The 21,055-nt window shown below is 66.9% G+C and carries 19 protein-coding genes and 1 pseudogene; 9 read left to right on the top strand and 11 right to left on the bottom strand.

Going from position 1 to position 21,055, the window contains the following annotated elements; genetic code table 11:
* Positions 1–20 precede the first annotated feature (20 nt).
* The 3 genes from AC1D0A_RS03080 to AC1D0A_RS03070 are packed head-to-tail and all read left to right on the top strand — an operon-like array spanning position 21 to position 2,745.
* Positions 21–1,151: a cupin domain-containing protein gene (locus AC1D0A_RS03080; protein WP_243177549.1), complete on the top strand. Its 1,131-nt coding sequence runs from the start codon at positions 21–23 to the stop codon at positions 1,149–1,151.
* Positions 1,151–1,987, top strand: a complete 837-nt coding sequence (locus AC1D0A_RS03075; RefSeq protein WP_459384731.1) for a fumarylacetoacetate hydrolase family protein — start codon at positions 1,151–1,153, stop codon at positions 1,985–1,987. The genes AC1D0A_RS03080 and AC1D0A_RS03075 overlap by 1 nt, the downstream gene beginning before the upstream one ends.
* Positions 1,987–2,745 (top strand): maleylpyruvate isomerase family mycothiol-dependent enzyme, encoded by a 759-nt coding sequence (locus tag AC1D0A_RS03070; protein WP_476944317.1) that lies wholly within the window; start codon positions 1,987–1,989, stop codon positions 2,743–2,745. Before AC1D0A_RS03075 ends, AC1D0A_RS03070 begins: the two co-directional genes overlap by 1 nt.
* 74 nt (positions 2,746–2,819) lie before the next feature.
* Here AC1D0A_RS03070 and AC1D0A_RS03065 read toward each other — a convergent pair whose 3' ends face one another.
* The 7 genes from AC1D0A_RS03065 to AC1D0A_RS03035 all read right to left on the bottom strand — a co-directional run bounded on the left by AC1D0A_RS03065 (position 2,820) and on the right by AC1D0A_RS03035 (position 9,912).
* On the bottom strand, positions 2,820–4,283 hold the full coding sequence (locus AC1D0A_RS03065; protein WP_476945168.1) for an MFS transporter: 1,464 nt from the start codon (positions 4,281–4,283) through the stop codon (positions 2,820–2,822).
* Between the two features lie 84 nt (positions 4,284–4,367).
* On the bottom strand, positions 4,368–4,841 hold the full coding sequence (locus AC1D0A_RS03060; protein ID WP_476945167.1) for a MarR family winged helix-turn-helix transcriptional regulator: 474 nt from the start codon (positions 4,839–4,841) through the stop codon (positions 4,368–4,370).
* A gap of 35 nt (positions 4,842–4,876) precedes the next feature.
* Complete coding sequence (locus AC1D0A_RS03055) at positions 4,877–5,491, bottom strand: TetR/AcrR family transcriptional regulator (RefSeq protein WP_476945166.1); 615 nt, start codon at positions 5,489–5,491, stop codon at positions 4,877–4,879.
* A gap of 28 nt (positions 5,492–5,519) precedes the next feature.
* On the bottom strand, positions 5,520–6,767 hold the full coding sequence (locus tag AC1D0A_RS03050) for an NAD(P)/FAD-dependent oxidoreductase (protein WP_476945165.1): 1,248 nt from the start codon (positions 6,765–6,767) through the stop codon (positions 5,520–5,522).
* The gene (locus tag AC1D0A_RS03045) at positions 6,764–6,958 is read right to left on the bottom strand and encodes a ferredoxin (protein WP_243177561.1); all 195 of its coding nucleotides are present in this window, start codon (positions 6,956–6,958) and stop codon (positions 6,764–6,766) included. Before AC1D0A_RS03045 ends, AC1D0A_RS03050 begins: the two co-directional genes overlap by 4 nt.
* On the bottom strand, positions 6,955–8,127 hold the full coding sequence (locus AC1D0A_RS03040) for a cytochrome P450 (RefSeq protein ID WP_476945164.1): 1,173 nt from the start codon (positions 8,125–8,127) through the stop codon (positions 6,955–6,957). Before AC1D0A_RS03040 ends, AC1D0A_RS03045 begins: the two co-directional genes overlap by 4 nt.
* A 48-nt stretch (positions 8,128–8,175) precedes the next feature.
* Positions 8,176–9,912, bottom strand: a complete 1,737-nt coding sequence (locus AC1D0A_RS03035) for an MFS transporter (RefSeq protein ID WP_476945163.1) — start codon at positions 9,910–9,912, stop codon at positions 8,176–8,178.
* Between the two features lie 318 nt (positions 9,913–10,230).
* Between AC1D0A_RS03035 and AC1D0A_RS03030 the strand changes: the two genes are divergently transcribed.
* From AC1D0A_RS03030 to AC1D0A_RS03005, 6 genes are all read left to right on the top strand, one after another.
* Positions 10,231–11,241, top strand: a complete 1,011-nt coding sequence (locus AC1D0A_RS03030; RefSeq protein ID WP_476945162.1) for a phosphotriesterase family protein — start codon at positions 10,231–10,233, stop codon at positions 11,239–11,241.
* A gap of 50 nt (positions 11,242–11,291) precedes the next feature.
* Positions 11,292–12,245: a phosphotriesterase family protein gene (locus AC1D0A_RS03025; protein ID WP_476945161.1), complete on the top strand. Its 954-nt coding sequence runs from the start codon at positions 11,292–11,294 to the stop codon at positions 12,243–12,245.
* A gap of 79 nt (positions 12,246–12,324) precedes the next feature.
* Positions 12,325–13,467 (top strand): FAD-dependent monooxygenase, encoded by a 1,143-nt coding sequence (locus AC1D0A_RS03020; RefSeq protein WP_476945160.1) that lies wholly within the window; start codon positions 12,325–12,327, stop codon positions 13,465–13,467.
* Positions 13,468–13,470: 3 nt separating this feature from the next.
* Positions 13,471–14,403, top strand: coding sequence for an alpha/beta hydrolase (locus tag AC1D0A_RS03015; protein ID WP_476945159.1), 933 nt, complete (start codon positions 13,471–13,473; stop codon positions 14,401–14,403).
* A complete protein-coding gene (locus AC1D0A_RS03010; RefSeq protein WP_476945158.1) occupies positions 14,400–15,368 on the top strand; it encodes an MBL fold metallo-hydrolase in 969 nt (322 codons plus the stop codon). Before AC1D0A_RS03015 ends, AC1D0A_RS03010 begins: the two co-directional genes overlap by 4 nt.
* Positions 15,361–17,346: a CocE/NonD family hydrolase gene (locus tag AC1D0A_RS03005; protein WP_476945157.1), complete on the top strand. Its 1,986-nt coding sequence runs from the start codon at positions 15,361–15,363 to the stop codon at positions 17,344–17,346. The genes AC1D0A_RS03010 and AC1D0A_RS03005 overlap by 8 nt, the downstream gene beginning before the upstream one ends.
* A gap of 97 nt (positions 17,347–17,443) precedes the next feature.
* Here the strand turns inward: AC1D0A_RS03005 and AC1D0A_RS03000 are convergent.
* From AC1D0A_RS03000 to AC1D0A_RS02985, 4 genes and pseudogenes are all read right to left on the bottom strand, one after another.
* A pseudogene (locus AC1D0A_RS03000) lies at positions 17,444–17,584 on the bottom strand (TetR/AcrR family transcriptional regulator); the annotation flags it as partial.
* 65 nt (positions 17,585–17,649) lie between these two features.
* On the bottom strand, positions 17,650–20,064 hold the full coding sequence (locus tag AC1D0A_RS02995; RefSeq protein WP_476945156.1) for an ATP-binding cassette domain-containing protein: 2,415 nt from the start codon (positions 20,062–20,064) through the stop codon (positions 17,650–17,652).
* Between the two features lie 104 nt (positions 20,065–20,168).
* A complete protein-coding gene (locus tag AC1D0A_RS02990) occupies positions 20,169–20,588 on the bottom strand; it encodes a VOC family protein (protein WP_223916337.1) in 420 nt (139 codons plus the stop codon).
* Positions 20,585–21,034, bottom strand: coding sequence for a helix-turn-helix transcriptional regulator (locus AC1D0A_RS02985; protein WP_028276331.1), 450 nt, complete (start codon positions 21,032–21,034; stop codon positions 20,585–20,587). Before AC1D0A_RS02985 ends, AC1D0A_RS02990 begins: the two co-directional genes overlap by 4 nt.
* Positions 21,035–21,055: the final 21 nt, after the last annotated feature.

Below are 21,055 nucleotides of genomic sequence, written 5' to 3'. Positions count from 1 at the left end.
GACCTACCGAGGAGGCCCACGTGTCCATCAGCGCCGAGAACACGACTCACGAATCAGTGGCCGCGGGGCACACTGCTCCGGAGCCGACGCCCGAAGAAGCTGCCCAGCTCAAAGAGCTGTACCGGGATTTTGACCGCGAAAACCTGATCCCGCTGTGGACCGAGATCGCAGACCTCATGCCGATGGTCCCGACCCCCAAGGCGGTCCCCCACGTCTGGCGGTGGAGCGACCTGTACCCGCTGGCTGCCCGTGCCGGCGACCTGGTCCCGGTGGGCCGGGGCGGGGAACGCCGGGCCATTGCCCTGGCCAATCCAGGCCTGGCCGGGACGCCGTACGCCACCCCCACGCTGTGGGCGGCCATCCAGTACCTCGGCGCCCGGGAAACGGCTCCGGAGCACCGGCACTCGCAGAACGCGTTCCGCTTCGTCGTCGAGGGCGAAGGGGTCTGGACTGTGGTGAACGGGGACCCGGTGCGGATGTCCCGCGGCGATTTCCTGCTGACCCCGGGGTGGAACTTCCACGGGCACCACAACGACACCGATGAGCCGATGGCCTGGATCGACGGCCTGGACATCCCGTTCGTGCACTACGCTGACGCCGGCTTCTTCGAATTCGGCACCGAGCGCGTCACCGACGAGGCCACTCCGGACATCTCCCGCTCCGAGCGGCTCTGGGCGCACCCGGGCCTGCGCCCGCTGTCGGGCCTGGATGACACCACGAGCTCCCCCATTGCGGCCTACCGCTGGGAACATACGGACCGTGCCCTGTCCGAGCAGCTGCTGCTCGAGGACGAGGGCCACCCGGCCACTGTGTCCCAGGGCCACGCCGCCGTCCGCTACACCAACCCCACCACCGGCGGGGACGTGATGCCGACCATCCGGGCCGAATTCCACCGCTTGCGCGGCGGGGCCAGCACCGAGGCCGTCCGCGAGGTCGGTTCCAGCGTCTGGCAGGTCTTCGAAGGCTCCGGCTCCGTGGTCCTCAACGGCGAAACCAGGACCCTGGCCAAGGGCGACCTCTTCGTGGTCCCGTCCTGGCAGGAATGGTCGCTGCAGGCCGGAACCCAGTTTGATCTGTTCCGCTTCAGTGACGCCCCCATTTTTGAACGGCTGAACTTCAACCGCACCTACATCGAAGGACGCAACAAGTAATGAGACTCCTCACCCTCCGCACCTCTGTTGGAGACAAGACAGTAACTAAGGCCGTCCGCCAGGACGGCGACACCCTGACCGAGATCGACGGCTTCGCCGACGTCGGAGAACTGCTCCGCACCCAGGGCTGGGAAGCGACGGCGAAGGCGGCGAACGGCGCCACGTACCCGGCCGAGGGCGCCGACCTGGACGCCGTGGTCCCCTCCCCCGGCAAGATCATCTGCGTGGGCCACAACTACCGCAACCACATCAAGGAAATGGGCCGGGAAGTCCCCGAGTTCCCCACCCTGTTCGCCAAGTACCAGGAATCACTGATCGGCCCCAACGATGACCTGGCCCTGCCGCAGGAATCCGACGCCGTCGACTGGGAAGCCGAACTCGCCGTCGTGATCGGCAAAAAAGGCCGCCGGATCAGCGAAGCCAACGCCGCGGACCACATCGCCGGCTACGCCGTCCTGAACGATGTGTCCATGCGCGACTACCAGTTCCGCACCATCCAGTGGCTGCAGGGCAAGACCTGGGAGAAGTCCACCCCGTTCGGCCCGGCCCTGGTCACCAAGGATGAGTTCACCGCCGGCCCGCTGATGACCTCCGCGGTCGACGGCGAAGTCCAGCAGAGCACCCCGACCGGGGATCTCGTGTTCACCCCGGAGTTCCTGGTCTCCTACATTTCCACGATCATCACGCTGAACCCGGGCGACGTGATCGCGACCGGCACCCCGGGCGGGGTGGGCCACGCCCAGGACCCGAAGCGCTACCTGCAGGAAGGCCAGGTCCTGGTCACCACCATCGAGGGACTGGGCCAGCTGAAGAACCGCGTCATCAAGGAAGCCTGATGGTTGCCCGCCAGGACCAGACGACGGACCCGGAACTGCTCGCGGCGCTGCTGCAGGCCCGGCGCGGCACGGCGTTCTTCGCCCGCAAGCTCAATGAACTCAGTGACTCGGAGCTCGACGGCGATTCGCTGCTGCCGGGCTGGACCCGCCGCCACATCACGGCGCACATCGGCTACAACGCCCGGGCGATCGCCCGGCTCATCGAGTGGGCGGCCACCGGAGTGGAGACCCCGATGTACGCCTCCACTGCGGTCCGGGACCACGAGATCGACTTCGGCGCCACGCTGAGCCCGATCGCGCTCCGGCACCTCTTCGACCACTCGGCCGTGCACCTGAACGTCGAATGGCGCGACCTGCCCGGGGACGCCTGGCACCACAAAGTCCGCACCATCCAGGGCCGGGAAGTGCCCGCCACGGAAACGGTGTGGATGCGCAGCCGCGAAGTCTGGATGCACGCCGTCGACCTGGCCAACGGCGCGAGCTTCGCAGACATCCCGGCACCGGTGCTGGAACGGCTGCTGGCGGACATCACCGGCGCCTGGCACACCCGCGGCACCGACAAAGGCCTCGTGGTTAAGGTCCCCGACCGCGAGCTCACGTTCGGGGACACGGCGTCGGCGACCCCCACCGTGGTCTCCGGACCGCTGGCCGCCGTCGTCGAATGGGCCGCCGGCCGCGGCAATGGCGGCGTCACAGCTACCGGGCCCGGCACTGAAGCGAAAGACGGGACGGTTCCAGCCGCCCCGAAGTGGATTTGAGCACTGGCTCAACAGCCGTCAAAGCGGAAGGCCCCCTTGGCGAGGGGGCCTTCCGCTTTTCGTGCCTGGTTGCGTCAGCCCAGGTGCACGACTGGAGTATCGCCAGCTGATCCGGTGAACGTCTCGCGGTCGATGTTAATGAGCAGCAGGGCTACCGGGGCAATCAGGATCGCGACGCCTGCGGCCCAGAGGAACACCAAGGCATAACCTGCAGAGAGGGCCGCCAGTGTCACGCCACCGGCCGTGGCTGCTGCGGCGATGGTGCTGAACAAGGCGATGCCGAGGGAGCCTCCGATCTGCTGCGAGGCGTTGACCAACGCACTGGCCACACCGGAGTCATCCTTGTCCACGCCGAACAGGGCAAGGTTCTGCATGGGCACGAACACCATGCCCAGCCCGACGCCTAGGAGAAGCAGGGCGGGGAGCATGTTGACGAAGTAGCTGCCCTCGGCGCTGACCTGGGTGAGCCACAGCATCGCAGCCGCCATGAAGACCGGCCCCACGGCGGTCGGGATTTTGGCCCCCAGTTTCGGCAGGTTCTTCGCGACGAGCGCTGCCGTGATGATTACCGCAACCGTCATCGGCAGCGAAGCCAGCCCGGCGAGGAACGGAGCGAAGCCCAGCACGATCTGGATGTAGAAGTTGATGAACAGGATGCCGCCAATGAGGACAGCGCCGGAAAGGAACGACGCCAGGAAGGCGGCCGCGCGGTTTCGTTCGGTGGCCACGCGCAGCGGCAGGAGCGGATGCCTGACTTTGGTCTCGACCAGGACGAAGACTGCCAGGAGAACTGCACCGGCGGCAATGAAGCCCCAGGCTTCGGGGGCATCCCAGCCGTGCTCGGCGTTGGTGAAGCCGTAGACGAGGGATCCCAGGCCGAGGGCTGCCAGAATAACCCCGGGCCAGTCGTACTTGGTGGACCCCTGGGCCCTGCTGTCACTGACCAGGGACCACACGCCGAAGAGGGCGATGGCGGCAGTCGGCACATTCACGAAGAAGCACCAGCGCCAGCTCACGTGTTCGGTCAAAAACCCGCCCAGCAGGACACCGGCGGCCGCGCCGACGCCGGTGATGGAGCCGAAAATCGCAAACGCCGTGCCGCGGTCCTTTCCGCCCGGAAAGGCGACGGTCAGCAGCGCCAATGCAGCAGGGGCCAGCAGCGCAGCGAACACGCCCTGCAGCGCGCGGGCGCCGATCAGCTCCCAGGGCTGCTGCGCGATGCCGCCGACCAGGGACGCGGCGGCGAAGCCGACGGCGGCCACAAGGAACGTCCGCTTGCGGCCCCAGAAGTCTGCAATGCGTCCGCCGAGCAGCAGGAACGCGCCGAAGGCCAGCGCGTAGGCGGTGACCACCCAGGACCGCGTCGCGTCGCTGATCCCCATCTCGAGCTGGAGACGCGGCAGCGCCAGGTTCACGATCGTGCCGTCCAGCACCACCATGAACTGCGCGAGGGCGAGGAACCCCAGCGCCCACCAGCGGTTCCCTGGCCTGCTCCCTTGTCGGACGACTGCCTCTTCCAACTGTGTTGCCATACCCATGTCCCATCCTCCAAAGTAGTAATACTTATAAAAGTATAACTATCGAGAGCGACGGATCGTGACCGTGGAAGGGGGTGATGTGGGTTACCCGGGTTCGGACAGTATCGAGGCGAGGCGCTGCAGGGCCGGGAGGCTGGCGGCAATTTGCTCGCGCTCTTCAGGCAGCAGCTGGGAACTGGCCGACTCCAGCGCCCCCGCCCAGGCACCCTCGAGGAGCGCCTTGATCCGCTGGGATTCGGCCGTGGGGTGGAGGGCGACGTAGCGCTTGTCCGCGGCGTCGCGGATCCTGGTGACGAGGCCTGCGGCGACCAGCTCACGCAGCTGGACGCTGACGTTGCTGAACTGCCGGCCCAGACGGGAAGCGACTTCCGCGACGGTGATGCCGGGGTTGCTTTCGATGACGCGGAGGATTTCCAGCACGCCGTTGGACAGCGGCCGGACGCCGGTGTCATTGTGTGACTTCCGCCGGACGTCGGCGGAAATGTCGATCACGGCGACGGCCAGGGCCCGGTGGTCGACGGCCTTGTCCAGCGCTTCGCCTGCGCCAATGCTTTCCATTCCATAAGCATAGGCGTCCGTCTGCGAGGGCAGGCTTAGCCTTCGTCGCAGAGCAGGTGATACCAGTTATCGGCGAGCACCTCGAGGGCGTGTTCCCGGTTTGGTTCAAACTTCCGTCGGGTCCAGAGCGTGGCCACGTAGTCGAGCGAGGTGAAGGCAAGGGTGCCGCGAATGTGGTGCGTCTCCTCCGGGAAGCGCCCTGCCAGCTCCATTCCGCGCACGAGGTCCGAAATGACCTCCTCATGCCATCCCTCGACCAAGGCGCGCACTTCGCGATCGATGGCGGCGGCCTCCTCGAGCACGTCGAGGTACGGGCGGAAGACCGGCCAGAGCGCCGCCCGCGACTCCAGCCAGGCCAGGATGCCCGCCAGCTCGCCCGCACGCACGACGTCGACGAGCTCGGCCGCGGTCGATCCCCGGTCGGGGCCGGCCGCGCGGTCAAGTACGGCGTTGACGCGGGCCATGAAGTCCCGCATCAGGTCGCCGCGCGTGGGGTAATAGGCGTAAAAAGTCACCCGGGTGGTGCCGGCCGCAGCGGCGATCTCATCGATCGTCGTCGCGGCGTACCCCTTCTCGGTGAAGAGCTCCAGCGCCCGTTCGACGATCACGTCGCGGGTCAGCTGCTTCTGGGCTTCTCGCAACGACGACATGGATCAATCCTAACGGTGTTGTGCGGCGTCAGGTTCGAGCGGGCGCCGCCGCACGCAGCGCGGCCGGACCGGCGTCGGCGAACCGGCGCAGCTTGGGGACGGGGATCCGGTAGTTGAGCGCGGCGGCGGTGCCGGAACCGTCCGTGTTGTCCCAGCGAAGCAGCATCGAGTCCTCGGCCCCGCCGGGCTCGCAGTAGTCGGGAGGCCCGACAGCCGGCGCGAAGCCCGCCGACTTGAGCGAGAGGCCGAAGCCCTCCGTCCAGAAGTACGGCTGGAAGTCGAACTCGGGCGCCGCGTCACCCTTGAGGAGGCCGACGCCGGCGATCCTGGCCTGGTCGATGGCGCTGGTCCACAGGGGCACCCGTTCCACCCCGCGGCGGGTCGGGAAGGACGCCACATCGCCGGCGGCGACGATGTCCGGCCGGAGCCTGCCGCGGGAATCGACCCGCAGCTGTCCGTCGATGAGAAGGTTCGAGCCGGCGAGCCAGCCGATGTTCGGCGCGTCCCCGATGGCGGTGACCACCAGGTCGGCCTCCAGCGCGGTGCCGTTGGCCAGGACGACCTTTGCCCCGGCACCGTGATCGACAAGCCGGGCCTTCCCGCCGCCGACCACGCGCAGTCCGCGCCGGATGGCGGCGGCGGTGAAGATATCCGCCAGATGGTCGCCGAGCTGACGCGCCAGGGGCTTGCCGTCGGAGACGAGGGTGACCTCGCAGCCCGCGTGCACGCAACCGGACGCGACCTCCATGCCCAGCGCTCCGCCGCCGATCACGATAACGGACGGGCGCGATGCGACGCGTTCCTTGAGGAGGATCGCATCCTCGATGGTGCGCAGGGTGAGTTCCCGGTGGGAGCCGTCCCGTTGCGGTCCGGCTGCTCCCTTCTTCTGCGTCTTTTGCGCACCCGCCCCGAGTCGCTTTGCCCGGGAACCCGAAGCGATGACGAGGCCGTCATACGGCACCTCCCCTCCCCCGTCCAGGCGCACCAGCCGGGCCTCGACGTCCAGACCCGTGGCGCTGACTCCGAGCAGCTCCGTTGCCTCGTGGGTCGGCTCGGGGAGCACATGGGGTTGGAGTCCGCCGTCGCTGTTCTCGTCGGCGGTGTTGTCATCGACAGCGTGCAGCAGCGCCTTGGAGAGGGCCGGCCGGCTGTAGGGCTGGTGGCGCTCAGCGCCCACAACAGTGAGCTCGCCGTCGAAGCCGGCCGAGCGCAGTGAGTCGCAGGCCGTGAGTCCGGCGATGCCGTTGCCGACCACCACGATCTTTCGCATCGTCATGCCGCGGCCAATCGCAGTGCGGCAACCGGGCAGACCCTTACCGCTGCCTTCGCGGCGTCCAGGTCAGCCCCTTCCACGTCCGGGACGTCGAGTACCAGCTCGCCGTCATCGTCGAGGTGCATCAGCCGCGGCGCGGCTTCTTCGCAGAGGCCGTGTCCCTCGCAGCGCGGCCGGTCGAGTTGGATCCTCATGCTGCCACCACCTTGGCGACCTGGAGCGACTCGAGGCTCCGCGTGATGTTGCTCGGCTCCCGGACCTCGTCTGAGATCGTCAGCGTTTTCACCCTGCGGGCAAGCGCCTCAATGATCGCATGCGCTTCCAGTTTCGCCAGGCCCTGGCCGGCGCAGCCGTGCGGTCCGTAGCCGAAGGACAGGTGGTCGACCGGGTTCCGCATCACGTCGAAGGTGTCGGGATCCCCGTAGTGCCGCGGGTCGCGGTTGCCGGCCCCAAAGAGGATGCCCACCTGGGCACCTGCGGGAATCGTGACGCCCTCGATCTCCACGTCGCGCATTGCCTTGCGGCCCCAGATGTGAACCGGGGCCCAGTAGCGCAGCACTTCGGCGAACGCTGCGGGGACCAGGTCCGGGTTCTTCCGGACCAGTTCGAACTGCTCCGGGTGGCGGCCGAACAGCGCGATGATGTTCCCGATTGACGCTATTGTCGTATCAACGCCGGCTCCCAGGTACTGGTGGATGATGTGCCCCGCAGAGCCCTGGGGAATGTCGCCGCGTGTCTCGGCATCGAAAATACCGCGGCCGATTGAGCCGGGTGTGAGGTCTTCTGCAGTGACCGACGAGCACCAGCCGTAGAGTTCGCCGGCGATCGGGAAGCTCTCCTGGGTGCGCTGGTTCAGCGGGCCGATGACCTGCATCGCGGCCTGGCCCCAGCGCAGCATGTTGTCCTTGACGTGTCCGCTGAAGCCAATGAGGTCGGCAACGATTTCGATCGGGAAGGCCCGGGCCAGGGAATCGATGGCCTCGAAGCTGCCGCTGGCGGCGAGCTCGGCGACGAGCTTGTCCGCCTTGTCGTCGATGACGACTTTCAGGCCGCGGAGCGCCCGGGGGGTGAGGTTTTGGGACAGCGTGGCGCGGAGCTGGGTGTGGACGGGCGGGTCGGAGGCGAGGGAGGTGCCCTGCAGCGCCTCGTTCACCATGGGGTTGAAGCCGATGCTGGTGGACGAGAAGGTCTCCGGATCGCCGAGCGCGTCGCGGATGACGTCGTAGCGCGTCAGGACGTAGAGGTCGTTCTTGGGGAGGTGGACCACTGCGGCCTGCTCGCGGAGCGCGGCGTAGGTGGGGTAAGGGTCGACCAGGATGTCGTCGTCCCAGATGTCGATGACGGATTCGGTGGGTGCAGTCACAGTGTTCTCCTTGTGGATGGTAGGTGGTCAGCCCGGGGCCGGAAGCCGTCAGGCTTGGACGATCGCTTCGGCATTGGAATCAGTGGTTGTCGAGGTTTCCGTGATGGCCTCGGGCGCGGGCGCCGAGGACCGGGCAGAGATGAAGAGGGTGAGAGTGGCGGAGAGGATCGCCGCGATGCCCGCGGTGAGGTATACAGCCTGGAATCCCTGGCCCAGCGAGGTCCCTGCCACGCCCTGGATTTGCGGCTGTGCGGCGTTGAGGGCCTGGACCATACCGTCGACCGCCGGGGTGGGCGCGCCGCCGGCCAGTGCCTGGCCGGAGAACTGGGCGATGACCCCGTCCCAGCCGGCGAGGAAGCCCAGCGGCGGCACGTTCGCCAGCCCGCTGACGGCCTCTGCGGGCAGTCCCGCCCCGCCGAGGATCCCGGCAAGGGGAACCGCGAAGGCCGTGGCTCCGATGCCGAAGGCGATGGCTGAGCCTACAACGGGGCCGAGGGCGAAGCCGAGGTCGCGCAGGAGGTTCGTTGTCGCCGAAGCCATGCCGATCTGCTGGGGCGGGACGGTGTTGATGGCAACAGCGGTGACGGAACCGACGGTGAGCGCGAATCCGATACCCAACAGCAGGAGCGGCGGAATGAAGGCCGTCCAAGGGGTGCCGCCGAAGGCCTCCGGAGTGCCGAGGGCGAATGTCGAGAGCCAGAAACCGGAAACTGCCATGAGGACGAAGCCCGCGGTGAGCACCCAGCGCGGTGCTACGTGGTGGATGAGCCACCCCACCACCGGGATGAAGGCGAATGCCGGGCCCTGAATGAAGACGAACAGCACACCGACCTTCCAGGTCTCGGCCAGCGCGAGTCCACTGACGGCGACGCTGGTGCTGAAGCAGATCGCGAGGAAGGCGAACATGCCGGTGACCGCCACAATGCCGGTGATCGAGTAGGCGCTGTTCTTGAACAGCGACAGGTGAATCAGTGGCTGCGCGGTGCGTGATTCGATGACGATGAAGGAGACCAGGAGGATTCCGCCGGCGACGTAGCTTGCAATCACCTGGGCGCTGCCGAAGCCGGCATCAACCGCTGTCACCGTGGCGTAGAGGACGGCGATAAGTCCAAGCGCGAGCGTAATCTGGCCGGGGATGTCCAACTTGCGCCCCTCGGCTGCTGCGGAGTCCTTCGCCCGGAGCGCGACGAGGAGTACGAGCACGGCAATGGCGGCCGCAACCAAGTAGGCCGCCCGCCAGCCGCTGAACTCGTTCGGCGCACCCGGCGCAGCACCCGGCACTGTGAAGAATTGCGCGGTGAAGCCAGCGAGCACTGGGGAGATCACCGCGCCGAGGGACAGGAACCCAGCCCACGTGGCGATGACCTTCGCCCGTGCGCGGTGACCCGGGGTAATCGCGGCGATCATGGACAGCGAGATGGGGAACAGGATACCCGCCCCGATGCCGCCGACGGCCTGGGCGGCGATCATCATCTCGGTTGTCGGTGCCAGCGCTGCCAGGACGGAGCCGACGATGCTGACCCCGGCTCCGATGTACAGAAGCTTCTTGCGTCCGAACAGGTCACCCAGGAGGCCCCAGCTGAGCTCGAACACGACAATACCCATCAAGAACATGCCCGCGATCCAGGTCAGACCCGCGCCTGAAGTATGGAATTCCGCGGCGAACGTGCCGCTGAGGGCGCCCGGCAGCGCGTTCGTGATCTGGGCCAGTGTGACAGCGCTGTAGGCGGCCACGAACGTCGCTCGTACCGAGCCGCGGCTCGGTACCGAAATGGTCTGACTCATCGATGAAACTCCTTTGTTTCCGGTCGATTCTCCGGTGATGCGCCACGACTGGTGCCCTGCCGGAGCAAGAGCCGGCAGGCGGATGGCGGATGTGGCGCTCACCACAGTTTGATATGAATCTTTACAGGATGTCAAGAAAATGTACTTACCGTTGGTTTCATGAACGCATCGACAGCTCAGAGCCTTATACGGCTCGTATGTTTTCTTGACACCATGTAAAGAAGGGTGTGATGCTGGCTACACCGCAACGGGGCTACGGCACGGTCAGGCACCGCGGCGCCCCCGTATTCAGCACCCGATCTTCAAGGGAGAAGCCAAGTGAGTCACACCACACCCGTCGACAGCGGTAACGCGTTCCACGCCCCCACCGGGCAAACCGTCAATACCGTATTGGGCCCCGTCCCTGCCGCGGAACTGGGCGTTGTCGCGCTCCATGAGGCCTTGTTGTCAGTGGTCCCGGGCGCCCAATACGCCCCTGATATCTCCATGGACCGGGCGGAGATCTTCGAGGCCCTGGCGGCCAAGCTCGCGGACTTCCGCGAGCACGGCGGGCAGACGATCGTCGACAGCACGGGCATGTTCCACGGCCGCGACCTCAAGCTCTACGAGGCGTTGTCCCGCACCACCGGCGTCCACATCGTCGCCTCCACGGGCCTGGGCCCGGAGGAAGAACTCGGCGGATACTTCCTGACGCCGCAGACCAACCCGCCCACCCCGTGGCCGGCCGACAAGTTCGCCGATCTCTTCGGCAAGGAAGTCACGGAGGGGATGGTGGTTCCCCGGGTCGAGCGCCGCGCCGCCGCCGGCATCGTCGCGACCATTGCCGACCGCGCCGGCATGACCCCGACCGAGGAAAGCCTGTTCCGCGGCTCCGCCCGCGCCGCCAGGAACACCGGCGTCCCGGTCTCCATCCGTTTCGGCGCCGATGTCCTGCACGATCTGGACATCGTCCTGGACGAGCAGATCCGAGCCGACCGGGTACTCGTCGGCGACCTGGACCGCAAGGACGCTGCCGGATCCGCCATCGAAGTGGCCGGGAGGGGAGCCTTCGTCGGCATCGACCACGTGGGCCTGAACGACCACGCGGACTACCTCACCGACCATGACCGCGCCGAACTGGTGCTCGGGCTCGTCAAGGCAGGCCATGCCGACAGGATCATCCTCTCCGGCAACTCGATCGGCGTTGCCAAAGGTCTGCCGGAGTACAACCTGCCCTACAGCCACGTCCTGACGACGTTCGTGCCGTTCCTCAAGGCCCACGGCCTGAGCGACGAAGACGCCCGGCGCATCCTCGTGGATAACCCGCGCAACCTGCTGACCGTGCACTAAGCACGCCCCGGCCCACCCACAACAAGCTTTCGAAACCATGAGGTGAACGAATGACCAAGGTCAACACCGTGCTGGGAACCATCCCGGCCGAAGAACTGGAAATCGTGGCGGTCCACGAACACATCGGCTACGGCATGCCCGGGTCCGAACTGGACACCAAATGGTGGAAGTCGCCGGAGCAGGCTTACGAGGAAACCGTGCCGAAGCTGCGGAAGTTCCGCGAATACGGCGGCGGCACCTTCGTGGACGCCACGGGCATCTGCAACGGCCGCGACGTCGACTACTACAAGTCCCTGTCCCGGAAGACGGGCGTGCACATCGTTGCCTGCACCGGCTTCGTCGGCGGCGACACCGCCCTGCCGCACTTCTCCCGCGCGAGCGTGGACTACCTCACGAAGGTCTTCATCCACGAGATCACCGTCGGCATCGGCCACACAGGCGCCAAGGCCGGCGTCATCAAGGTCGGCGTCAGCCGCGGCGGACGCATGACGGAACTGGACAAGCGCATTTACCGGGCCGCGGCCCGCGCCGCCGTCGTCACCGGCGCTCCGGTCCTGACCCACCTGGCCATCGACCCGGAACCGGCCGTGAACATCTTCAACGAAGAGGGCCTCCCGCTGGACCGCGTGCTCTTCGGCCACGCCGACGACGGCCTCAACGCTCCGGTCACCCCGCACGATTGGATCTACGAGCAGGGCGGCCGCATCGGCTTCGACACGTTCGGCTACGACCTCGAGCTGCCGGATCCACCGTTTTGGGGCCGCAAACGTGCCGAACGCATGGAGCACTTCGTCAACCTCGTGAACAAGGGCTATGCGGACAAGCTCCTCGTCTCGGCGGACGCAAACTGCAGCCCGCTGGGCTGGCCGGGAGTGAAGGGCCACACCATCAACTACATCTTCGAGGACATGATCCCCGACATGCGCGCGGCCGGCATCGACGACGCCACGGTCAAACTCCTGCTTGAGGACAACCCGGCCGACTTCCTGTCCCTTCACGCCTGATCCCGGACAGACCACCACAACTTGCCCGTTCCGCCACACATGGCCCGGGCCCAGAAAGAGTCAAGAAAGAGATGAAACCATGAAGGCTGAAGACATCAAGAACCTCAAGATCGCCATCGTCGGCGCAGGGTACGGCGGCGCCGCGGCGGCCAAGGCCCTGAGCCTGCTCGGTGCCGACGTCAGCGTGTACGAACAGGCATCCCAGATGCGGGAGGTCGGCGCCGGCATCGGGCTGCGTCCTGCCACCATGCACCGGTTCAGCCAGTGGGGCATCTTCGACACTATCGCGAACGTAAGCTCCCCGAGCGACTACTTCGAAATCCTCACCGCCACAGGTGAGCCGATCATGAAGGACACCTGGCCTGAGTTCGGCGAGCAGAGCCAGACCCACCTCATCCACCGCGGCGACTTCATCGATGCCCTCCTGAGCGTGCTGCCGCAGGGCATGGTGCACCTTGGCCACAAGCTCGAGACCATCGAGGACAAGGGCAGCCGCTCCGTCCTGACCTTCACCAACGGCAAGACGGTCGAGGCGGACCTGGTGGTCGGCGCCGACGGCATCAAGTCAGTCGTGCGCGAGCAGCTCTTCAGCGGCAAGGGCCCGGTGTTCTCCGGCGAACACGCCTACCGCGCTGTGATCTCCGCCGACGACGCCCACGGCATGGTGGTGGACGACAACCTGCGGATGTACATGGGCAGGGGCACGAAGGTCTACCTGCTGCCGCTGCGCCACCGCAACCAGATGTCCTTCGATATCACCGCACTGTGCCCGGACAGCACCTGGGCCCCCACCATCACGAAGGATGACCTCGTGGCGACAGTGGAGGGCTTCGACGAGCGGATCGTCAACATCGCCCGCGGCCTCGACATGGACACCGTCAACATCCGCGCCGTCTACGACATCGACCCGGTCGACACATGGCACACGGACTCCGTCGTGCTCATGGGCGATGCGGCCCACTCGATGCTGCACCACCAGGGCCAGGGCGCCAACTCGGCCATCGAGGATGCCGGCGCGCTCGCCGATGCCTTGGCGGAGGCCGGCACGGTCAAGGATGCACTGGCCCTGTTCCAGGCAACCCGCAAGCCGGTAACGGACGAGCTGCAGCGCATCTCGCGTCAAGGGTGGACCGAGGACGAGGTCAATGACGTCTTCCCGGGGCAAAAGCCCACGTCCCAGAAGCCCGCCGCCGTCAACGCACCAGCAGAGTCGAAGGCCTGACCCATGACCATCCATCCCGAAATTGCCAAGATCCTCAGCACCCTGCCGGCGCCCGACGGGTCGCCGCTGAACCCCGGGGCCATGCGCGCCGGCGAGGCCGCGCAAATTCCCGCCTTGGCGGACCGTCTGCCGCTGCACTCCGTCGAGGACGCCACCGCAGTGACGCCATCGGGCGAGGTGCCCGTGCGGATCTACACGCCGGCCGGGGCCGACGCTCATGGGCTTCTGGTGTACCTCCACGGCGGGGCGTTCTTCCTCGGCAGCCTGGACACGCACGACCACGTTGCCCGGGCCCTGGCCAAGGAGACCGGTCATAAGGTCATCTCTGTCGGCTACCGCCTGGCGCCTGAGGCCGCTTTCCCTGCCGGCCTCGACGACTGCTACGGGGTGGTCCGTTGGGCCGCCGAGCAGGGTACGAGCCTGGGCTGGGACGGGAAGAACCTCGCCATCGCCGGCGACAGTTCGGGCGGCAACTTCGCCGCCGCCGTCGCCGCGAAGGCCCACGACGACGGGTTTGACCGGATCACGCATCAGGTCCTCTTCTACCCGTCCCTGGACCTGGACTTCGACGTCGACCGCTACGCCTCGCTGCGGGAGAACGCCGAAGGATTCGGGCTGGAGACGGCGGGCCTCAAGCCATTCAACTCCTTCTACCTTGAGAACGGGGCGGACCCGGCCGACCCGCTCGTCTCCCCCATCAAGCGCGATGACCTCGCAGGCCTGCCGGCGGCCCTCATCATCACCGCCGAGCACGACCCCCTGCGCGATGAGGGCGAACTTTACGGCCAGCGGCTGTCGGAGGCCGGCGTCGTGGCGACCGTCAGCCGCTACGCGGGGGCCAACCACGGCTTCGTCCAGAACTTTTCCTGGATCCCGGAATTCTACCGGGCCTTCGAGGAGGCAGGCGACTTCCTGAACGCGGGGGCCGGGCAATGACGGGGCCAGTCGCTGTTCATCCCCTGGTCTCGCCGTGGGGCCGGTTCGGACTCTACAGCTTCTTCATCGACGCTCCCGAGCCCGCCATCGTCGACACCGGGATCGCGTCTTCGCCTGCCGAAGGCATGATCCCGGCACTGGAGGCGATCGGCCGCCGGATCGAGGATGTGCGCTGGATCCTGCTGACCCACGGCCACATCGACCACCTCGGCGGTGCGCACGCCCTGTGGGAACTCACCGGACGGCGCGCGAAGGTCGTGATCCACGAGGCCGACGCGCCTCTGCTGCGCTCCCGGCGCGCGCACGTCGACCAGTACGTGGACGTGCGCCAGCAGTACATCGACAATCCGAATGCCGTCGAGGAGCAGACGAAAGCCGCGAACCACGTCATCTCCGGCGAGATGGAGCCGACCATGCTGGTTAAGGGCGGCGAGACCCTCGCCCTGGGCGGGGACGTCACCGTCTCGGTCCACCACATCCCCGGCCACACGGCCGGGTCCGTCGCCTACGTCGTGGACGGGCAGCAGTCGGTCTTCGTCGGCGACGCCGTGCAGATCCACGGAGCGGCCAACGGCTTCCCCGGCTACGAGGATCCGGCCGCCTACCGCTCAAGCCTGCAGCACCTGCTCGACGACGTCCGCCCGCAACACCTGTACCTGGGCCACCCATACCGGGGCGCTGACGGCGTGCCGTATGGCGTTGAACTGGACCGTGACGCGGCCCGGAACGCCCTGCAGGGAAGCCTGGACCTCGAGGCCCGAATCGACGACGCCGCCCGCCGGTACCTTCGCGACGGCCTCCAGGAGACGGACTCGCCATACTCGCCCTTCGCCCGCGTCGCCGCGGAACTCGGCTACGCGGGCGACCCCAGCCTCGAGCCGTCCCCGTTCTTCACGACGCTCCACGGCTACCGCACGGCCTTTGACCGCCTGACCAAAGATGAGGAGCTTCGCACCCATGGATGACCTGAAGATGTTGGATGCCGGCGGAGAGAAAATCGCCGTCCGCAAGGACCTCCGGGTCCCGATGCGGGACGGCGTCGAGCTCGCCGCGGACGCCTATCACGGTACCGGGGACAAACCGCGCCCCGCCCTCGTGGCCCTGAGCCCCTACGGCAAAGAATTGCAGGCGCTGGCCCTCACAACCCCGCCACAGCGGCGCCCCAGCCCGATGTGGGACGGCTGCATCGAGGCCGGCGACATCGCCCGCATCGTCAAAGAGGACTACGTCCACGTCATCGGCGACCTGCGCGGCTCGGGCCACTCCGGCGGCGAACATATCGGCAACTACAACGCCGGTGGCGTGTCGCTTGGCCAGGACGCCTACGACTTCATCGAGTGGGTCGCCGGGCAGCCGTGGTGCGACGGCAACGTCGGCATGGTCGGCATCTCCTATTTCGGCTCCATGCAGGTGCTGGCAGCGGCCGAGCGGCCGCCGCACCTGAAGGCGATCTTTGTCTCCGGCGGCCACTACGACTTCTACGAGACCACCTACCATGGCGGCATCATGTGGTTCATGCCGCGTGCCGCACGCGAGGGCCGCGGCGGCGACTCCGGCTGGGCGTTCACCGACAACGTCAAGTCCCGCATGATCGAGAAGTACTCCCCCGCGGAATTGAAGAAGCTCGTCGCCGCGCGCCTGGAGGATCCCGACGTGGCCGCCTGGCCGAACCTGGTCCATGTCCTGAACTACCCGAAGAACCACGAGGCCTGGTTCGACATTGTGATGAACGAGCTCGACGGGGACTGGTACGAGGAGCGCAACCCCATCACGCTGGCCCCGAACATCGACATCCCGGTCTACCTGCAGATCGACCAGGGCCGCGGCTGGACGATGGACGGCACGATTGAGCTGTTCAACGAGCTGAAGGGCCCCAAGAAGCTGGACATCGGCCCGTACCCGCCGATGCAGTCGCGTCCCTTCATCGAAGAACACGACAAGATGTTCCGGTGGTACGACTACTGGATCAAGGGCATCGACAACGGCGTCATGGACGAGCCGGCCGTGAGCGTCTTCGTGGAGGGCTCGCGTGAGCTGGTGACTGCGGAGGCGTGGCCGCCGAAGGACGTCGAGTACAGGTCCCTCTATCTGCGCCCGCGGCACAAACTGTCGACCGAGCCCGAGCTGATGGGCGCGGAGTACGCCGCCCCGGACGGCTTCTACCAGGCGCCGCTGACAGTGACCGACAAGGTGGAGATCATCAGCTGGTCCACCCCTGCCTTCGAGGAGGACACGGAGATGATCGGCACCGGTGCCGCTCACATCTTCGCCGAAATCGACCAGCCGGACACCAACTTCATCCTCCGCCTGTGGGACTACGCGCCCACCGGCGCGCGCCAGCTGATCACGAGCGGATACCTGAAGGCCTCGCACCGCGAACTTGACGACCGCAGCACCGAGGGCAACCCGCACCACCCGCACACCCGCACTGTGCCGGTGGAGCCGGGGACGATCGAGGAGTACGTCCTGCGCCTCTATCCGTTCGCGAACACCTTCAAGCCGGGCCACAAGCTCACCGCAGAGCTCTCCAACGGGGAGCCGCTGGCCGACGAGCACAACGCGCTGCTGCCGCCGGACGCCTTCCACCTGCCGGGCCAACAGGCTGCGCCCCGGCGTTGCCGGCTCACTCAGCCAGCAGGAAGCACCAGTTCTCGACCATCAGATCCAGTGAAGTATCGCGGTCCACGGTCCAGCCGAGCCGCATCCAGCGCCGGGAAAAGAACTCCAGTTCGCCGAAGGCCAGCGCGCACCGGACCCGGCGGCTGGCCGGGTCAAAACGCCCGGCGCTGTCGAGGCCCGCCTGCATGTCATCGATCGCCGTGTCGAACCACTGGTCCAAAGCCGCCTGGATGTCCGGTTCGCTGGCCGCGGCCTGGTGAGCCGCCACCACATAGGGGCGGATGTCGGCCCACTGGTCAAATTTCCGGGCCAGCCAGACCCTGATCAGCTCACGGTCCCCGGACTCCACCACCGAATGCAGCGGCGGGACATCGGCCTCCGTCAGCATCGCGTTGGACCGCTCGACGAGCGAGCGCATGAGCTGGGCTTTGGACGGAAAATGCGAATAGAAGGTTGCCCTGGTGGTGCCCACGGCAGCGGAAATGTCATCCACCGTGGTGGCGGCGAACCCTTTCTCCTCGAAAAGCTCCAGCCCCTTGTCGAGGAAAAGCCGGCGGGTCATCTGCTTTTGAGCGTCTCGAATGCTTGCCACGCCCCCAGATTAGTCCCCCGATTCACCGCATTCGTTCACTTGATGCCGTTTTCAGCCACTGAACCGACGTAGGCCGCCAGGTGCTCGCCGGTGAGGGTGGAGCGGGCGGCCACAAGGCTGCCGGGCGTGCCCTCGAAAACGATCCGGCCGCCGTCGTGCCCGGCGCCGGGACCAAGGTCGATGATCCAGTCGGCGTGCGCCATGACCGCCTGGTGGTGCTCGATGACGATGACCGATTTGCCGGAGTCGACGAGCCGGTCCAGGAGTCCCAACAGGTTCTGGACGTCGGCGAGATGCAGGCCGGTGGTGGGCTCGTCGAGGACGTAGACGTCACCCTTCTCCGCCATCTGGGTGGCGAGCTTGACGCGCTGCCGCTCGCCACCGGACAGCGTGGTGAGCGGCTGGCCCAAGGTGAGGTAGCCGAGCCCGACGTCGACGAGCCGGTCGAGGATCTTGTGGGCCGCCGGGGTGCGGGCCTCCCCTTCGCTGAAGAACACCTCGGCCTCGGTCATAGACATGGCCAGCACCTCGGAAATATTCCGGCCACCCAACGTGTACTCCAGAACTGCTGCCTGGAACCGCCGTCCCTCGCAGTCCTCGCACGTGGATTCGACGGTGGCCATGACACCGAGCTCGGTGAAGATGACACCCGCGCCGTTGCAGGTGGGGCATGCACCCTCCGAATTGGAGCTGAACAGCGCCGGCTTCACGCCGTTGGCCTTCGCGAATGCCTTGCGGATCGGCTCGAGGAGGCCCGTGTACGTCGCAGGGTTGCTGCGCCGCGAACCCTTGATGGCGCCCTGGTCGATCACCACCACACCGTCCCGGCCGTCCACCGAACCGTGGATCAGCGAGCTCTTGCCCGAACCTGCAACACCCGTGACGACGCAGAGCACGCCGAGCGGGACGTCGACGTCCACATCCTTGAGGTTGTGCGTCGAGGCGCCCCGCACCTCGAGCGTGCCGGACGGGGTGCGCACGGAGTCCTTCAACCTGGCCCGGTCGTCGAGGTGCCGCCCGGTGATGGTGTCGCTCCCCCGCAGGCCTCCCACGGTTCCCTCGAAGCACACGCTGCCGCCCGCGGTACCCGCGCCGGGGCCAAGGTCAATGACGTGGTCGGCGATGGCGATGGTCTCCGGCTTGTGCTCGACGACGAGCACGGTGTTGCCCTTGTCCCGCAGCTGCAGCAGCAGCTGGTTCATCCGTTCGATGTCATGCGGGTGCAGGCCGATCGTCGGCTCGTCAAAGACGTAGGTGATGTCTGTGAGGGACGAGCCCAGGTGCCGGATCATTTTGGTGCGCTGGGCCTCGCCGCCGGACAGGGTGCCCGCCGTCCGGTCCAGCGAGAGGTAACCCAGCCCGATTTCGGCGAACGAGTCGAGCAGGTGCTGCAGGCCTTTCAGCAGGGGTGCGACGGAAGGGGCGTCAAGCTCGCGGATCCATGCGGCGAGGTCGCTGATCTGCATCTCGCAGAGGTCCGCGATGTTCTTGCCCTGGATCTTCGCGGACCTGGCCTCCGGGCTCAGCCGGGTGCCGTCGCACTCGGGGCAGGTCTGGAACGTGATGGCGCGTTCCACGAAGGCCCGGATGTGCGGTTGCATGGCGTCGACGTCCTTGGAGAGCATCGACTTTTGGATCTTCGGGATCACGCCCTCGTAGGTCAGGTTGATGCCCTCGACCTTGATCTTGGTGGGCTCCTTGTAGAGGAGGTCGTGCATTTCCTTCTTGGTGAACTTCGCGATCGGCTTGTCCATGTCGAAGCCGGCGCCGCTGAAGATCCGGCCGTACCAGCCGTCCATGCTGTAGCCGGGGATCGTCAGGGCACCCTCGCTGAGCGACTTGCTGTCGTCGTACAACGCGGTGAGGTCGAAGTCCGAAACCGCGCCCATCCCCTCGCAGCGTGCGCACATGCCGCCAAGGTAGACCACATCGCGCACCACACTCCGCTCGACCCGGCCGCCGGCTTTCTCGGTACTCATCACCCCGCTCGCCTTGCGCGTCGGGACGTTGAAGGAAAAGGCAGTCGGTGGCCCGATGCGGGGCATGCCCAGGCGGCTGAAGAGGATCCGGAGCATGGCGTTCGCGTCGGTGGCGGTGCCGACGGTGGATCGGGGGTTGGCGCCCATCCGCTCCTGGTCAACGATGATCGCCGTCGTCAGCCCCTCAAGGTGGTCCACCTCGGGCCGTGCCAGGTTGGGCATGAAGCCCTGCACAAACGCACTGTAGGTCTCGTTGATCATCCGCTGCGACTCTGCGGCGATGGTGGCGAACACCAGCGAGCTCTTGCCCGAGCCGGACACGCCGGTGAACACCGTCAAGCGGCGCTTCGGGATCTCGACGCTGATGTCCTTGAGGTTGTTCTCCCGTGCGCCCTGCACGCGGATCAGGTCGTGGCTGTCCGCTTCATGCAGCGCGGGCGGCTGCGTGTCCGTGCTCGTGGCAATGCTCATCGTGTCTCCATCTGTTGGGCGGGGCAGCCCCACGCGTCCCCGTCGTCGTCGACTGGCTCTATCTAACCAGCTGGCGGCTGGTCCGGCGGTGGCCGGCGGCCACCTTAGATCGGCTGCTGGATGCGGATCAGGTTGCCCGCGGGATCGCGGAAGGCGCAGTCGCGCACCCCGTAGGCCTGCTCTGTCGGTTCCTGGACCACCTCGGCGCCGCTGGCCTGCAGCCGCTCGAAGGTGGCGTCGACGTCCTTGGTGGCCAGGAGGATGCGCGCATAGGTGCCCTTGGCCATCATCTCGTCGATGGTGCCGCGCTCTTCGTCGGTGACGCCGGGATCGGCGGCCGGCGGTTCCAGCACGATTGATGTGTCCGGCTGGCCGGCGGGGCCGACCGTGATCCAGCGCATCCCGCCGTAGCCGACGTCGTTGCGGACCTCGAAGCCGAGGGTGTCCCGGTAGAAGGCCAAAGCGGCGTCGGGATCGTTGTGCGGGAGGAAACTCGCGTGAATGTTGATGTCCATGGACTTCATGCTAGTTGCGGTTCGGGGGCCGGGACTTCTCGATTCCTGACCGGTCTGGTGACCTGTTTCGCGACGCACGAGGGCATCCCCGCGGTCGCCCTCGCAGCCTCGCGCCGATAGACGCTGGGCGGCACGCCAACCAGTTCGTTGAAGCGGGTGCTGAAGGTGCCCAGCGACGAGCAGCCGACCGTAAAGCAGACCTCGGTGACACTCAGGTCGCCGCGGCGCAGCAGGGCCATCGCGCGTTCTATGCGCCGTGTCATGAGATAGCTGTACGGCGACTCGCCGTACGCCAGGCGGAACTCGCGGCTGAGGTGCCCGGCGGACATGTGGGCGCCGCGGGCGAGGGCCTCGACATCCAGCGGCTGTGCGTATTCCCGGTCCATTCGGTCGCGGACGCGGCGTAACAGCGCGAGGTCGCGCAAGCGCTGCGCCCGGTCGGGTTTGCTGGTCACAAGTGCGATCGTGCTACGTCG

Source organism: Arthrobacter sp. P1_D4, from assembly GCF_056406115.1.
Note: the sequence above shows the minus strand (reverse complement) of the source record. Positions and strands in the feature narration are given on the sequence as shown.